This window comes from Pseudomonas sp. KB-10, from assembly GCF_018221585.1.
GTDB classification, from domain to species: domain Bacteria; phylum Pseudomonadota; class Gammaproteobacteria; order Pseudomonadales; family Pseudomonadaceae; genus Aquipseudomonas; species Aquipseudomonas yangonensis.
The window spans coordinates 431893-447373 of sequence record NZ_QYYB01000004.1; the positions used below are offsets into that span (position 1 = coordinate 431893).

Annotated in this window: 13 protein-coding genes; 9 read left to right on the top strand and 4 right to left on the bottom strand. The window is 63.6% G+C overall.

Going from position 1 to position 15481, the window contains the following annotated elements:
- The first annotated feature begins 43 nt into the window (after window positions 1-43).
- Complete coding sequence (locus DXK50_RS13860; protein ID WP_249186834.1) at window positions 44-2506, top strand: TonB-dependent siderophore receptor; 2463 nt, start codon at window positions 44-46, stop codon at window positions 2504-2506.
- A gap of 6 nt (window positions 2507-2512) precedes the next feature.
- On the opposite strand, the gene DXK50_RS13865 is transcribed toward DXK50_RS13860, so the two are convergent.
- Window positions 2513-4153, bottom strand: a complete 1641-nt coding sequence (locus DXK50_RS13865) for a cation:proton antiporter (RefSeq protein ID WP_212630717.1) — start codon at window positions 4151-4153, stop codon at window positions 2513-2515.
- A gap of 175 nt (window positions 4154-4328) precedes the next feature.
- On the opposite strand from DXK50_RS13865, the gene DXK50_RS13870 reads away from it, so the two are divergent.
- The 7 genes from DXK50_RS13870 to DXK50_RS13900 all read left to right on the top strand — a co-directional run bounded on the left by DXK50_RS13870 (window position 4329) and on the right by DXK50_RS13900 (window position 10878).
- Window positions 4329-6812 carry a Lon protease family protein gene (locus DXK50_RS13870; RefSeq protein ID WP_161864597.1) on the top strand — a complete coding sequence of 828 codons (2484 nt, stop codon included), beginning with the start codon at window positions 4329-4331 and terminating at the stop codon, window positions 6810-6812.
- 164 nt (window positions 6813-6976) lie between these two features.
- A complete protein-coding gene (locus tag DXK50_RS13875) occupies window positions 6977-7330 on the top strand; it encodes a PA4575 family protein (RefSeq protein ID WP_212630718.1) in 354 nt (117 codons plus the stop codon).
- A gap of 141 nt (window positions 7331-7471) precedes the next feature.
- Window positions 7472-7963 (top strand): TIGR00645 family protein, encoded by a 492-nt coding sequence (locus DXK50_RS13880; RefSeq protein WP_161864595.1) that lies wholly within the window; start codon window positions 7472-7474, stop codon window positions 7961-7963.
- A gap of 132 nt (window positions 7964-8095) precedes the next feature.
- A complete protein-coding gene (locus DXK50_RS13885; protein ID WP_161864594.1) occupies window positions 8096-8398 on the top strand; it encodes a DUF6482 family protein in 303 nt (100 codons plus the stop codon).
- Between the two features lie 11 nt (window positions 8399-8409).
- Window positions 8410-9963 (top strand): cryptochrome/photolyase family protein, encoded by a 1554-nt coding sequence (locus DXK50_RS13890; RefSeq protein WP_212630719.1) that lies wholly within the window; start codon window positions 8410-8412, stop codon window positions 9961-9963.
- Complete coding sequence (locus DXK50_RS13895; protein WP_212630720.1) at window positions 9960-10097, top strand: DUF2256 domain-containing protein; 138 nt, start codon at window positions 9960-9962, stop codon at window positions 10095-10097. Before DXK50_RS13890 ends, DXK50_RS13895 begins: the two co-directional genes overlap by 4 nt.
- A gap of 151 nt (window positions 10098-10248) precedes the next feature.
- Window positions 10249-10878 carry an FKBP-type peptidyl-prolyl cis-trans isomerase gene (locus tag DXK50_RS13900; protein WP_212630721.1) on the top strand — a complete coding sequence of 210 codons (630 nt, stop codon included), beginning with the start codon at window positions 10249-10251 and terminating at the stop codon, window positions 10876-10878.
- Between the two features lie 128 nt (window positions 10879-11006).
- Here DXK50_RS13900 and DXK50_RS13905 read toward each other — a convergent pair whose 3' ends face one another.
- Window positions 11007-11237, bottom strand: a complete 231-nt coding sequence (locus tag DXK50_RS13905) for a PA4570 family protein (RefSeq protein ID WP_161864590.1) — start codon at window positions 11235-11237, stop codon at window positions 11007-11009.
- Between the two features lie 269 nt (window positions 11238-11506).
- On the bottom strand, window positions 11507-13132 hold the full coding sequence (locus DXK50_RS13910; protein ID WP_212630722.1) for a methyl-accepting chemotaxis protein: 1626 nt from the start codon (window positions 13130-13132) through the stop codon (window positions 11507-11509).
- Window positions 13133-13353: 221 nt separating this feature from the next.
- Between DXK50_RS13910 and DXK50_RS13915 the strand changes: the two genes are divergently transcribed.
- On the top strand, window positions 13354-14508 hold the full coding sequence (locus DXK50_RS13915) for an L-talarate/galactarate dehydratase (protein ID WP_212630723.1): 1155 nt from the start codon (window positions 13354-13356) through the stop codon (window positions 14506-14508).
- A 3-nt stretch (window positions 14509-14511) separates the two neighbouring features.
- Here DXK50_RS13915 and DXK50_RS13920 read toward each other — a convergent pair whose 3' ends face one another.
- Window positions 14512-15417: a LysR family transcriptional regulator gene (locus DXK50_RS13920; protein WP_212630724.1), complete on the bottom strand. Its 906-nt coding sequence runs from the start codon at window positions 15415-15417 to the stop codon at window positions 14512-14514.
- Window positions 15418-15481: the final 64 nt, after the last annotated feature.

The following is a 15481-nucleotide window of genomic DNA, read 5'->3' on the forward strand; positions in this document are numbered from 1 at the left end:
GCCGACGACAGGCCACTCTGCTGATCTCGACATGGAGTATGTGATGACCGCTTCAGTTTCTCCCCTGGCCGGTGCCCTGCGCGCGGCGATCCTTGGTTTGGCTCTGGGCGCAGCGGCAGGCCCCGGCTGGGCCGCGGATGACCTGCCTGTCAGCGAGCAGCGTCAGCACTGGCGGATCGCTCCCGGGCCGCTGGTCGATGCGCTGGATCAGCTGGCGCGCCAGGCGGGTATCAGTCTGTCCTACAGCGAAGCGGACGTCAGCGACAAGCTCAGCCCCGGGATCGACGCCGAAGTGGGCCTGCAACAGGCGCTGGACACCCTCCTGCAAGGCAGCGGCCTGCGTAGCCAGGCGCAGTCACCTGGCTCGTTCGTGCTGGTGCCGCTGGCCGGCAGTGGCGATGCTCTGGACCTGGGCTCAAGCAGCGTAATCGGCAGCCGGCTGGGCGGCGTAACCGAGGGTAGCGGCTCCTACACCACCGGCAGCGTGAGCATCGGCAAGACGCCGCAATCGCTGCGGCGTACGCCGCAATCGGTGACGGTACTGACCGAACAGCGGATGAAGGATCAGAACCTCACCAACCTCAAGCAGATGCTGCAGCAGACGCCCGGCGTGGTGGTGGACCAGACCGACAGCGAGCGAGTCAACTACTACTCGCGCGGCTATCAGATCGATGCCCTGCAGTTCGATGGTTCGACCATCAATGTCGATTGGCGCAGTGGCAACTTCATCCAGCCGGATGTAGCCACCCTCGATCATGTGGAAGTGTTGCGTGGCGCCAGCGGCATGCTGCGTGGCTCGGGCAACCCGTCCGGTATCGTGAACATGGTTCGCAAGCGTCCGACACGTGATTTCCAGGGCTCGGCCAGTTATACCCTCGGTTCATGGGACGCCAATCGTTACGTGGCGGATATCTCCGGGCCGCTGACCGAAGGCGGCAACATCCGTGGGCGGGTGATCGCGGTACACGATGACAAGGATTTCTTCCAGGACACCCGCATGGAGCGCAAGAACGTGCTCTACACGGTACTGGCCGCCGACCTGAGCGACCGCACCACGGTGACCGGCGGGCTCGAGTACAGCGAGATCGATGCCACTGGCGCATGGGGCGGGCTGGTCCCCGATTTCGACGGCTCGCCGTTGTCGTTTTCCCGCTCGACCTTCCTTGGTGCCAACTGGGCTCGCTGGGACCGCACCAACGCCCATGCTTTCGCCGAACTGGAGCATGCCTTCGACAATGACTGGAATCTGAAGCTGAACGCCAACCGCAGCCGTCTGGCATACAAGGATCATGGTTTCCAGCAAACCTCGCTGGCGAGAACGGCGGGCGCTACCAACCCCTATCTGTGGGACGTGAACTACAACTTCAACGATGGCGGTGGCCGGACCAACTACAGCAACGTCGCTGCGGTACTGGACGGTCCGTTCCAGTTGCTGGGGCGCGAACACCGGCTGACGCTGGGCGCCGAATGGAACGAGGCCGATGCCATCGGCGTCGAGTCCGTGTGGGGCTACAACGCACGAGGAGTGGACGTGCGCAACTGGAACCCATCGGCCGTGAACAAGGAGCGCACCGGTGCCCAGGTCAACCCGCAGGCGCACACCATCACCACTCAGAAGGCCACCTATGCCAGTCTCAACCTGTCACTGGCCGACCCGCTGACCGCCATCATCGGTGCGCGTCTGAACTGGTACGACTTCGAGAATCTCACCAGCACCACCGGAGACTACAAGGTCACCCGTGAGGTCGTTCCCTACGCGGCCTTGATCTACGACCTGACCGACAACATCAGTGCCTATACCAGCTACACTGAGATCTTCGCCCCGCAGGCCGCGTTCGATGCCGCCGGTTCGGTACTCGAGCCGATGACGGGCGAGGTGTATGAGCTGGGCCTCAAGGGCGAGTTCTACGACGGGCGCCTGAACAGTTCGGTTGCCCTGTTCCGCACCAACCTGATCGGCAAGGCGCTGGACGACCCGTCCATCACCAACGGCGTGCAGCAGTGCCTGCCGTACTATCCCAGCGGCTACTGCAAGACCGCTGCCGGCAAGAGCCGTAGCGAAGGTGTCGAGCTGGAAATATCGGGTGAAGTGCTGCCGGGCTGGCAGGTGGGTGGGGGTTACACCTACACCACTACCGAGTACCTGAAGGACACCGCCAACAACCAGGGTAATGCACTGCGCACCACCGACCCGAAGCACCTGCTGCGTTTGTTCACCACCTACAAGCTGCCGGGTCAGTTCGCCAACTGGACGGTGGGTGGTGGCGTGCAGGCGCAGAGCGATATCTACGCCACCAACGCAGCCGGCAGCGCTCGCGCCGAGCAGGCGGGCTACGCGATCTACAACGCCATGCTCGCCTATCGCTTCAACGCGCATTACTCGGCGCAGTTCAATGCCAACAACCTGTTCGACAAGTACTACTACGAGAAGATCGGCATCACGGGCGCCAACTACTACTACGGCGAGCCGCGCAACTTCGCCCTGACCCTGCGCGGCGAGTTCTGAGGCCGCTCAGGCAGGCGTCTGACCGATCTCCTCCTGGACCCTGCGCGCCGCCGACTCGGCGGCATCGATGTAAGGCTGCAGCACGCTGGCGGCGCCGGCACGGGTGAAGGCTTCCAGGTCGCCCTCGCGGAATGCGCTGAGGGTGACGTTGCCACGGAAGCCACCACTGCGTGCGGCGCGCAGGAGGATGGCATTGACCTCGCGCTGCGGGATGGTACTGACCAAAGCGCGCGCCTGCTGCAAGGGCAGGTGGGCGATGAAGTCGGCGTCCTCGGCATCGCCGTAGCACACCTGCAGGCCTGCCTGGCGGGCGCTGGCCAGCGCCTGCGGGTCGAAATCCACCCCCAGCACGCGCAGCCCGGCATCCTGCAGGCGGTGCGCCAACTGGCGGCCATAGCGGCCCAGGCCATAGACGATGACCTCAGGTTGGGCCTGCTGCGGGGCATTGTCTTCGGCGTTTTCGCGGTGGGCGACGCGCCGCTCGAAGATTCCGAGCCAGGGGGAAAGGCGCTCGAACAGCGGCTGCGAGTAGAGAATCATGTAGGTGGACAGCGTAATGGTGATGATCCCCACCAGGGTGGTCAGGCCCAAAGCCGCTCCGCCCACATGGCCGAGGCTGATGCCCATGGCGACGAAGATGATGGAGAACTCGCTGATCTGCGCCACGGTCAGCCCGGCCATGAAACCGGTGCGCTTGCGGTAGCCCATCGCCCCCATGATGGCCATCACGATCAGCGGGTTGCCGATCAGCACGAACAGCGACAGCAGCAACGCGCTGCTGATCTGTTGGTGCAGGTAGGTGAAGTCCAGCTGAATACCCAGGTGCAGGAAAAAAAACAGCAGAAGAAAGTCGCGCAGGCTGGTCAGACGGCTTGCGATGGCTTCACGCAATGGCGTCGAGGCCAGGCAGAAACCCGCGATGAATGCGCCCAGTTCCTTGGACAGCCCCAGTGCCTCGGCACCTCCAGCCAACAGGGTGCCCCAGGCGATAGCCACCAGCATCAGAAGTTCGGGCGAGCGGGCCATGGGCGCCAGCAGGCGTGGCAGGGCAAAGCGTACCAGCAGATAGAGCAGCGCCAGGCTGGCCAGTAGGGCGCCGATCAGCGCCAGCGGCGATAACCCCTCGTGCGTGCCGTGGCTCGGCTGATACAGGCTGATGACCAGCATGGCCAGCACCACGGCGATGTCCTGCACGATGAGAAAGCCCATGGCGATGCGGCCGTGCAGAGAATCGATTTCGCCTTTGTCCGACAGCAGTTTGACGATGATGATGGTGCTGGAAAAGGTCAGCGCCACGGCCACGTAGCCGGCACTCGCCCAGTCCAGGCCCAGCAGACGACACAGGAACAGGCCGGCGACGATGGTGAAGCTCAGTTGCCCCAGACCGGTGGCCAGAGCCACCGGGCCCAGCGTGCGCACCAGATGCATATCCAGTTTCAGGCCGACGACGAACAACAGCACCGTGATGCCGATTTCCGACAACAGACTGATCGAGCTGTGATCGCCGGCCAGATTCATCACTGCCGGGCCGGCGATGATGCCGACCAGGATATAGGCGATGATCAATGGCTGGCGCAGCCTGACGGCGAGCATGCCCAGCAGCGCGGACAGGCTGAGCAGGGCGGCGATTTCCTGGAAGGCACTCATAGGCAAGGTTCCTGAGGGTGGCGCCTGTCGTTTGCAGGCTTGATGGCTACAAGACAGATTATCCCGGCATCGATTTTGCGCATTGCCTTGAATCAAGCCTTGATCCTGCTTGTGCCACAGGCCCAGAATCAGCCCATGTTTTTGCGGAACTTCCGCTCGCTATAAAGGATCGCCAATGTCCAAGCGTAGCCTCGATGCTTTGCGCCTTGCCCCCGAATCTCTGACCCGCCCCTTCGCCCCCGAGCAGTTCAACTTCAGCAGCACCGATGACCTCGAACCTTTCCGCGGCGTACTCGGCCAGGCCCGCGCAGTCGAGGCCCTGCAATTTGGCGTGGCCATGCCGCGTCCCGGCTATAACGTGTTCGTCATGGGCGAGCCCGGCACCGGGCGCTTCTCCTTCGTCCAGCGCTACCTCAAGGCCGAAGCCAAGCGTATGGAAACACCGGCCGACCGGGTCTACGTCAACCATTTCGACGAGCCGCGCGAGCCGCGTGCGCTGGAGCTGCCAGCCGGTACGGCGAGCGACTTCATCGCCGATATCAATCAGCTGATCGACAACCTGCTGGCCACCTTTCCGGCGGTGTTCGAAACGCCGACCTACCAGCAGAAGAAGAGTGCCATCGACCGCGGCTTCAACAAGCGCTACGACCAGGCGCTGGACGTGATCGAGCGTCTGTCGCTGGAGAAGGGCGTGGCCCTGTACCGCGACAGCACCAACATCGCCTTCACCCCGATGGCCGACGGCAAGGCGCTGGACGAGGCCGAGTTCGCCCAGTTGCCGGAAGCCGATCGTGAGCGCTTCCACGCCGATATCGCCGCGCTGGAGGAGCGCCTCAACGAGGAGCTGGCCAGCCTGCCGCAGTGGAAGCGTGAATCGAGCAATCTGCTGCGTCAGCTCAATGAAGAGACCATCACCGTCGCCTTGCAGCCGCTGCTGGCGCCGCTGTCGGAGAAGTATGCCGAGAACGCCGGCGTCTGCGCCTACCTGCAGGCGATGCAGATCAACCTCCTGAAAACCGCCGTCGAGCAGCTGGTGGATGTCGACAAGGCCGATCCGCAACTGCGCAAGCTGCTGGAAGAAATGTACTGCCCGAGCCTGGTGGTCGGTCACCATGCCAATGGCGGTGCGCCGGTGGTGTTCGAGTCGCACCCGACCTACGACAACCTGTTCGGCCGCATCGAGTACAGCTCCGATCAGGGTGCGCTGTACACCAGCTATCGCCAGTTGCGCCCGGGTGCGCTGCACCGCGCCAATGGCGGTTATCTGGTGGTCGAGGCGGAAAAACTGCTTGGCGAGCCCTTCGTCTGGGAGGCGCTCAAGCGCGCCCTGCATTCGCGCCAGTTGAAGATGGAGTCGCCGCTGGGCGATCTCGGCCGCATCGCCACCGTCACGCTCAACCCGCAGGTCATCCCGCTGCAGCTGAAGGTCATCATCATCGGCTCGCGGCAGCTGTATTACGCGCTGCAGGATCACGATCCGGACTTTCAGGAGATGTTCCGCGTTCTGGTCGACTTCGACGAGGACATCCCGCTCGCCGAAGACAGCCTGGAGCAGTTCGCCCAGTTGATGAAGACGCGTACCTCGGAGGAGGGCATGGCGCCCATGACCGGCGCCGCGGTGGCGCGCCTGGCCACCTACAGCGCACGTCTGGCCGAACACCAGGGGCGCCTGTCGGCGCGTATCGGGGATCTGTTCCAGCTGGTCAGCGAGGCCGATTTCATTCGCCAGCTGGCCGGCGAGAAGATCACCGACGTCGGCCATATCGAGCGCGCGCTCAAGGCCAAGGCTACGCGCACCGGGCGCGTGTCGGCGCGGATCATCGACGACATGCTGGCCGGCATCATCCTCATCGACACCAGCGGCGCCGCCGTCGGTAAGTGCAACGGCCTGACCGTGCTGGAAGTCGGCGACTCGGCCTTCGGTGTGCCGGCGCGGATTTCCGCCACGGTGTATCCGGGAGGCAGCGGCATCGTCGACATCGAACGCGAGGTCAGCCTCGGTCAGCCGATCCACTCCAAGGGCGTGATGATCCTCACCGGTTTCCTCGGCAGCCGCTACGCCCAGGAATTCCCCCTGGAGATTTCCGCGAGCATCGCCCTGGAGCAGTCCTACGGTTACGTCGACGGTGACAGCGCCTCGCTTGGCGAGGTCTGCACACTGATTTCGGCGCTGTCGCGCACGCCGCTCAAGCAGTGCTTCGCCATCACCGGCTCGATCAACCAGTTCGGCGAAGTGCAGGCGGTCGGCGGCGTCAACGAGAAGATCGAAGGCTTCTTCCGCCTGTGCGAGGCGCGTGGCCTGACCGGCGAGCAGGGGGTGATCATCCCGCATTCCAACGTTGCCAACCTGATGCTCGACGAGCGCGTGTTGCAGGCCGTGCGAGACGGGCAGTTCAACGTCTATGCCGTGCGCCATGTCGACGAGGCGCTGAGCCTGCTGGTCGGCGAGGCGGCCGGACACCCCGACGAGAAAGGGCGTTTCCCCAAGGGCAGCGTCAACGCCCGTGTAGTCGAGCGCCTGCGCGATATCGCCGAGATCGGCCTGGAAGAGGAAGGCAAGCCTGCCGAGGAGAAGGCGAAAGCCGAGGCCGAGGCAGCGGCCGCCAAGCCGGCCAAGACGCCACGACGCAAGAAAGGCGAGGGCGACGTCGCAAGCTGATCAGAACTTGCACGATTGTCCCGGATTGCCCGGGGCAGGCGCATCGGTCTTGTTGCTAACGCCTCATGCACAGAGTTATCCACAGATTGCGTGGATAACTTTGGCTTCACAGTGCGGGCGCTCGGGGTGTAGGCTGGAGCCTGGATTCCGCGAGGGTCGCCGCCATGTCGCGCAGCCTCTGCCTCACCCGCCAATGCCTGGGCCTGGTCACGCGCATCGAATGCGTGGTTCGGCCGATGGCCGGTCACAACGGACGCTGGATACTGCTTTGCGCTGCCGGTATGACAGGCGCGCAGCCCTCTGCGATCAAGGCGCAAGGCCCGTTCTATGGGCCTTTTGTCGCAGAAGGCGTGCTTGACTCGATTGCCGAAAGCCTGGCCTTGCAGGGCTATGTCGAATGCAGCGAACCGCCCATCTGGCGTTTGCATATGCAGGCCGAATTGCGCCGCGTCAGCGGCGAACGCAGCAGTCCGTTCGGCGCATTCCACAGTCAGCCCGAGACTGACGGGCATAGCTGAATCGTCCCAAGCAGAGCGCCCGGGAACGGTCGCAGCGCAGGCCTGGTGCTGGGGTTATCCACAATACGCGGGGCGCTTCTGCTGATGCAGGCCGATGGGTATACTCGCCGCGATTTTCTCTCTTCCTTCAGTGAGTCTTCCATGGAACGCTTTATCGAAAACGCCATGTACGCATCGCGTTGGCTGCTGGCGCCGATCTACTTTGGTCTTTCTCTGGGTTTGCTGGCGCTGGCGCTGAAATTCTTCCAGGAAGTCTTTCATATCCTGCCGAATGTGTTCGCCATGGCAGAGTCCGACCTGATTCTGGTGCTGCTGTCGCTGATCGACATGGCCCTGGTGGGTGGCTTGCTGGTCATGGTGATGATCTCCGGCTACGAGAACTTCGTTTCGCAACTGGATATCGATGACAGCAAGGAGAAACTCAGCTGGCTGGGCAAGATGGACTCCAGCTCGTTGAAGATGAAGGTGGCGGCCTCGATCGTGGCCATTTCCTCGATCCACCTGCTGCGGGTTTTCATGGATGCACGCAACTACGAAACGGACCATCTGATGTGGTACGTGATCATCCACATGACCTTCGTGGCCTCGGCATTCGCCATGGGCTATCTGGACAAGCTGACCAAGCACGATTGACCCTGGCTGGCTGAAGACCGCCCGTCCGGATAGGACGGGCGTTTTGCTTTCTGGGCTTGAGCTTTTTCTTTATTGTACAAGAATCTATTTTGTATAGGTTCTTGTATAGTTAATGGCAGGAGGAAGCTCATAATGAATCTGCAGGATCTGGCCACTCATGCCCAGGCCGGGCGCATCGATGAACTCAATCTGATCTCGCTCGAAGGGGGCATCTACTTGCTCGAAGCGCGGATGGACGGGCGTGCGCATCCGATTCTCAACGAACACGGCAGTACGCTGAGCCTGCGATCGGTCGAGCATGCGCGCGATGTGCTGCAGGAAACGCCGACGCTGCCGTTCTTCCTGGTACACAGCTCGGTACACGACGAGATGTGTGGCATGCCCTCGGCCGCCAACAGCCTGCGCGTGCCCATCGCGTTTCGCTCCGGCTGGTGACAGCGCAGCAGATGGCCTCCGATATCGACGGCGGCGTGCGCCGCCTGATCCTGATTCTTGGCGACCAGCTCACGCTCGGCCTCGGTGCCTTGGAGGATATCGACCCGCAGCGGGATCATGTGCTGTTGGCCGAGGTGATGGAGGAGGCCAGCCATGTGCCGCATCACCCGAAGAAGATCGCCCTGATTTTCAGCGCCATGCGCCATTTCGCCGAGGCCCTGCGCGCGCAGGGCGTGCAGGTGCACTACGTGGCTCTGGACGATCCTCATAACAGCGGATCCTTGCCCGGTGAGCTGCAGCGCTGGACGCAACAGCTCAACCCCGCCGAAGTGCATCTGACCGAGTGTGGTGACTGGCGTCTGGAGCAGGCGTTACGCCACTGTGGCGTGCCGATACACTGGCATCGGGATGGCCGCTTTCTCTGTTCGCGCGAGGCCTTCGCGGCCTGGGCGAAGGATCGCAAGCAACTGCGCATGGAGTTCTTCTACCGCGAGATGCGCCGCACCAGTGGCCTGCTGCTCAACCCGGATGGCACCCCCGAGGGCGGTGCCTGGAACTTCGATGCCGACAACCGCAAGGCCTTGCCCAAGGGCGTGCACCCGCCTGCGCCGCTGCGTATCGAGCCGGATGTGATCACGACCGAGGTGCTGGAGCTGGTATCGCGGCTTTTCGCCGATCACTACGGCAGCCTGGACGGTTTCGATTACCCGGTCACTGCCGAGCAGGCCGAGCGTCTCTGGCAGCATTTTCTCGCCCATGGCCTGGCGGATTTTGGCGACTATCAGGACGCCATGGCCGACGACGAGCCTTTTCTCTTTCACTCGCGCATCAGCGCCGCGCTGAATATCGGCCTGCTCGATCTGCGGCGCATCTGCGCCGAGGTCGAGGCGGCCTATCGCGCAGGCGACGTGCCTCTGAACGCAGCCGAAGGTTTCATTCGCCAACTGATCGGCTGGCGCGAATACGTGCGCGGCATCTACTGGCTGCGCATGCCTGAGTACGCCGAAGGCAACCGTTTCGGCAATTCACGGGCGCTGCCCGAGTTCTACTGGACCGGCCGGACGCGCATGAACTGCATGCGCCAGGCCATCGGTCAGACCCTCGAGCATGCCTACGCCCACCATATCCAGCGGCTCATGGTCACCGGCAACTTCGCCTTGCTCGCCGGCATCGCGCCCAAGGTTATCTGCGACTGGTACCTGGCCGTGTACATGGACGCCTTCGACTGGGTCGAACTGCCCAACACCCTGGGCATGGTGATGCACGCCGACGGCGGCTATCTCGGTTCCAAGCCCTATTGCGCCAGCGGGCAGTACATCAAGCGCATGTCCAATCATTGCCAGAGCTGCAGCTACAAGGTGAACGAGAGCACCGGCGAGTCGGCCTGCCCGTTCAACGCGCTGTACTGGCATTTCCTCATGCGTCACCGTGAGCCGCTGGAACATAACCCGCGCATGGGCATGGTCTACCGCAACCTGGCGCGCATGAACGAGGCCAAGCAGCGGGCGCTGTGGGAGTGGGGCGAGCACCTGCTGGCCCGTCTCGATGCCGGGGAAATGCTGTGAAGAAGGCCCATTTGCCGGTGAAGACCTGCTTGGTCTGCGGCTTGCCATTCGCCTGGCGCAAGAAGTGGGCACGCTGCTGGGACGAGGTGCGTTACTGCTCCGAGCGCTGTCGGCGTGGGCGCAACTCACCATAGATACGAGGTTGTCGCCGCTAAAGCGCCTCCACTGCAGGTGCGTTCGGCTTACGGTTGTGGGGGCTTCAGCCGCGACAGGCAAGCGCTGCCGTGACCTGGCTTCTGTGCTAGGCTGGCCAGCCTTTTTCATAGCCCCTAGCGGAGCCTTTTCATGTCCGAATTCAACTTCACCCCCGATCTGTCCTCCGATGAGGGTCGCGTCAGCTACGGCATCGGTCGTCAACTCGGTGGTCAGTTGCGCGACAACCCGCCGCCCGGCGTCGACCTCAATGCCATCCTCGCCGGTCTGACCGACGCCTTCACGGGCCAGGCCAGCCGCGTATCCGAGGCCGAGCTGGGCGCAAGCTTCAAGGTCATCCGCGAAATCATGCAGGCCGAGGCGGCTGCCAAGGCCGAAGCCGCTGCCGGCGAAGGCCGTGCCTATCTGGCCGAGAACGCCAAGCGTGAAGGCGTGACCGTGCTGCCGTCCGGGCTGCAATACGAAGTGCTGGTCGCAGGCGAGGGCGCCAAGCCGTCCGCCGAGGACCAGGTACGTACCCACTACCATGGCACCCTGATCGACGGCACCGTATTCGACAGCTCCTACGAGCGCGGCCAGCCGGCTGAGTTTCCGGTCGGCGGCGTGATTCCGGGCTGGGTCGAGGCCCTGCAACTGATGGGCACCGGCAGCAAATGGCGCCTGCACGTGCCGAGCGAGCTGGCCTACGGTGCTCAAGGCGTCGGCAGCATTCCGCCGCACAGCGTGCTGGTGTTCGATGTCGAGCTGCTCGACATTCTGTAAGCGAAATGCGTAGGTAAGTCGTAGGGTGGACAACGCTGTTCTTGTCCACCACGGCGACGGTGGACGGGTGAAGCGTCGTCCACCCTACGATCGAGCGGCCCCCTGCATTGCAGGGGGCCGTTTTGTCTTTAGGACGGCCGCAAGGCCCGTGCGTAGCAGTACAGGAACAGGCTGCGCACCAGTTCCTTGAGCACGACGGGCTCACTGGAGTTCAGTTCCTGCAGGTCCAGGTCGCCCTGGTCGCGCAGCTCGTCCAGGGCTTCTTCTTCGAGCATGGCGCAGACTTCGCCGGTTTCGCGGTTGAGGATGCGCAGGTAGGGATGCGGGCGGTCCAGCCAGGCATCGATCAGGTAGGTCATGGCAGGTCTCCTTGGCCGTCTTTACGTAACTGAGAATAATTCCTATTACATAAATAGCAAGGACTAATTGCGACCTTTTGTCGTTTGCCTTGTGATGGAGCCACCGCTTGCGGCGCGGAGCCGCTGTGCAGCGCGCATTCTGCGCTCAGGTATTGGGCAATACCCGGGTGAGGGCTGTGAAGGTGAGCACGCGGCTCACCCGAGCGCCAACGCAGGGCAGGGCGAGGCTGCCGGTGCTGCCCTGCTGATCATGTCGGGTCGCTGCTGCCTTACGCCCCTAGACGACGGGTCACCTCACCCAATTGTCCGGACATGTCGTGCAGGTTGCGGCTGGCCATCTGCGTGCGTTCCACGTTGTCCTGGTTGGCGCTGGCTATGGCGGTCAGCTCGGTGAGGTTGCGCGAGATGTCCTCGGCCACCGAGGTCTGTTCCTCGGCAGCCGTGGCGATCTGCTGGTTCATGTCGCGAATGGCCTCTACCGCCTCGGTGATGCGCTGCAGCATGGCGCCGGCTTCGGTGACCTGGGTGACACCCTGTTCGCTGCGCTGCTGGCCGCTCTCGATGGCGCGCACGGCATTCAGGGCGCCGGTCTGCACGGTGTCGATGATCTGGTTGATCTCGGCGGTGGATTCGGCCGTGCGTTGGGCGAGGTGACGCACCTCGTCGGCGACCACGGCGAAGCCGCGTCCCTGCTCGCCGGCGCGCGCGGCCTCGATGGCGGCATTGAGAGCGAGCAGGTTGGTCTGTTCGGCGATGCCGCGAATCACTTCCAGCACCTTGCCGATGCGCCCGCTGTCGCTTTCCAGGCGACGGATCACTTCCGCCGTGCTGGCAATCTCGCCGCGGATGTCGGTGATGGTGGCGATGGTCGATTGCATCACCGTGCTGCCCTGGCGCGCCGAGTCGTCGGCGTCGTTGGCCGCGTGCGCGGCATCGGCGGCGTGGCGCGCCACTTCCTGAGCGGTGGCGGACATCTCGTGCATGGCGGTGGCGACCTGATCGGTGCGTTCGAACTGCTCGCTGACGCCTTCGGTCATGCGCGAGGCGATGGCGTTGAGCTCGCTGCTGGCACTGTCGAGGTTCTGCGTGCTCTGGTGCAGGCGCTCGGTGGTACTGGCGAGAAAGTCACGCAGGGTGTTGGCCGCACGCGCCAGCAGGCCCAGCTCGTCCTGGCGGGTACTTTCCACGCGCTGGCCGAACTGCCCATGGCTGAGCTGGTCGACGTGGCCAATCAGGTGGCGAATGGGGATGATCAGGTTGCGGTTGACCAGCCACAGGCTGAACAGGGCAATGATCAGCGCCGCGACCAGCATCAGCACGGTGCCGCTGAAAATGGTACGGGCGGCGCTGGCGTTGATTTGTTCGGCCTGGCTCAGGCTGTTCTGGCGCAACTGCTCGACCAGCGCGCTCATCTGCTCGCTGGCGGCGCGATCGATGCCTTTTACGGCCTCATCGCCGGCCCTGGCATCGGCGCCGGCGCTGACGAAGGCATCGCGGCCCTTGCGGTAGTTGGCGCCGAGGGCCTGGTGTTCGCTGCGCAGGCGCTCGACCTGGTTCCTCAGCGCCGGGTCGGCAGCGGCGACCTGAGCGAGCTGGCCGAGAATCTCCTGCACCTTGCGTTCCTGCGCTTCGAACTGGCTCCAGTAGCGTTGCAGACTCGCGTTGTCCTGGCCACGCAGCAGTACGTTCTTCCATTCCTGTACCTGGATCTTGAATTCGACGTTGGCCGCATCGATCAGTCGCGAGGACTCCAGCGGACCATCGAGAAGACCACGGTAAGACTGGATGCCGCTGGAAAGGAAGCTGAAGCAGGCCAGGGCGGTAATCAGGATCAGTGCCAGACTGCCGCCGAGCAGGGCGAGAATCTGCGCGCGCAGGGATTTTTGCAATAACATGATGGGGGTGCCTCGGAAGCCAGGCGTGGCGGGACGCGCTCAGCCTAGTGGGCAAATGTTGCAGATTTGTGAAAGGTCTAGACGACTTGTCACGATGCCGGGATGCGTCTGGTGTCGGTGAATACCAATGCTTGAATGATTGCGCAATCATCTTAATCTGGCTCGGGTTGCCCATTTTCGGCGGCCCGAGAGGGGCGCCGAGTCATCACGAGGAAGCAGTCATGACCGATAACGCCGCCCCATCCGCCGACGACGACCGCATTGCCTGGCTGAGCATGCGCTCCGTGGCGCTGCCGCTGGCCAACCCGATTAGTGATGCCAAGGTACTGACCGGCCGGCAGAAGCCGATGACCGAGATCGCCATCCTGATCGCTGAAGTCGAGACCCGTGACGGCCACCGTGGTCTGGGCTTCAGCTACTCCAAGCGTGCCGGTGGTCCCGGCCAGTTCGCCCATGCCTTGGAAGTGGCGCCGAACCTGATCGGTGAGAACCCCAGCGATATCGCCAAGTTGTGGGACAAACTGTGCTGGGCCGGCGCATCGGTCGGTCGCAGCGGCCTGGCGACCCAGGCTATCGGCGCCTTCGACGTTGCCTTGTGGGACCTCAAGGCACGGCGCAGCGGTTTGTCGCTGGCGCGCCTGCTCGGCAGTCATCGCGATTCGGTGCGCTGCTACAACACCTCTGGCGGCTTCCTGCATACACCGCTCGACCAGCTGCTGAAGAACACCGATATCTCCCGCGAAAAGGGCATCGGCGGGATCAAGCTCAAGGTCGGCCAACCCGACTGGGCACTGGATATCCACCGCGTCAGCACGGTGCGTGAGCATCTGGGTGAGGGTTTTCCGCTGATGGTCGATGCCAACCAGCAGTGGGATCGCCCGACCGCACGGCGCATGTGCCGTCGCCTGGAGCCCTTCGATCTGATCTGGATCGAGGAGCCGCTGGACTGCTACGACGCCGAAGGCCACGCCGAGCTGGTGCGCCTGTTCGATACGCCAATCGCCACCGGCGAGATGCTCACCAGCCCGGCCGAGCACTGGGAGTTCATCCGCCAGCACGGTGCCGATTTCCTCATGCCCGATGCGCCGCGCGTAGGCGGCATCACTCCGTATCTGCGCGTGCAGACCCTGGCCGAGCAGGCCGGCATGACCCTGGCGCCGCACTTCGCCATGGAGCTGCACGTGCACCTGGCCGCCAGCCATACGCGCGAGTCCTGGGTCGAGCATTTCGAGTGGCTGGAGCCGCTGTTCAACGAGCGCCTGGAAATTCGCGACGGGCGCATGCTGGTCCCGGCCCGTCCTGGCCTTGGGCTGAGCCTGAGCGAACAGGTCGCCGGCTGGACGGTGCAGCAGGCGGAGATTGGCAAGCGCGGCTGATCTTCAGCTCTGCGGATAGATGTCGCGGGCAGCCTGGCGCACGGCTTCGATCACTGCCGGCAGTGCGGGGTTGTCGTTGTCATCGCGCCAGAGCAGATGCAGCTCGCCGCACACGCCTGTAGGTAGCAACAGCTCGCGGAACCGCACCTGCTCGAAGCGAATGGCGCTGGCGCTACGTGGCACCAGCGCCAGCCCCATGCCCGCGTTGACCAGCGACAGGATGGTCAGGGTCGAGCCCAGCGACTGCACGAATTCCGGCTGGATGCCCCTGGCGCGAAACAGGCCGGTGTGAAGTTCGTTGAAGGGCTGCCAGGCGGTATGTGCATAAAGGATGAATGGCTGGCCGTGGAGCATCTCCAGGGTCGGCCGTTCGTGCTGCGCCAGCGGATGTTCGGCAGGTGCGGCCAGCACGAAGGGCTCGCGCAACAGGCATTCGCTGATCAGCCCCGTTTGCTGCAAGGGCGCCCGCACGATGGCCAGGTCAACACGCCTGGCGCGCAGTGCCTGTACCTGTTCGAAGGTGCTCATTTCCAGCAGCGCGATGTCCACGCCAGGGCGTTCACGCTTGGCAGTGGTGATCGCGCGCGGCAGTACGTCATACACCGCGCTGGCGACGAAGCTGATGTTCAGCGAACCGCTTTCACCGATGGCTGCCAGTCGGGCGCTCTGTGCCGCGCGGTGGGCCTGATCGAGCAGAGCCTGGGCTTCTACGAAAAAGGCGCGACCGGCCGCTGTCAATGCAACAGAGCGGGTATTGCGGGTGAACAGCGTGACGCCCAACTGATGCTCGAGCAGCTGAATCTGCCGGCTCAGCGGGGGCTGGGTCATGTGCAGGCGTTCGGCGGCGCGGCGGAAGTTCAGTTCGGCGGCCAGGCTGGTGAAGCAGCGCAGCTGCGCCAGGTCGAACATTGATTCATTCCGGGTATCAATCAAGTGGATGATTAGATTAGACCTGGATCAATGCAAGCGTCCA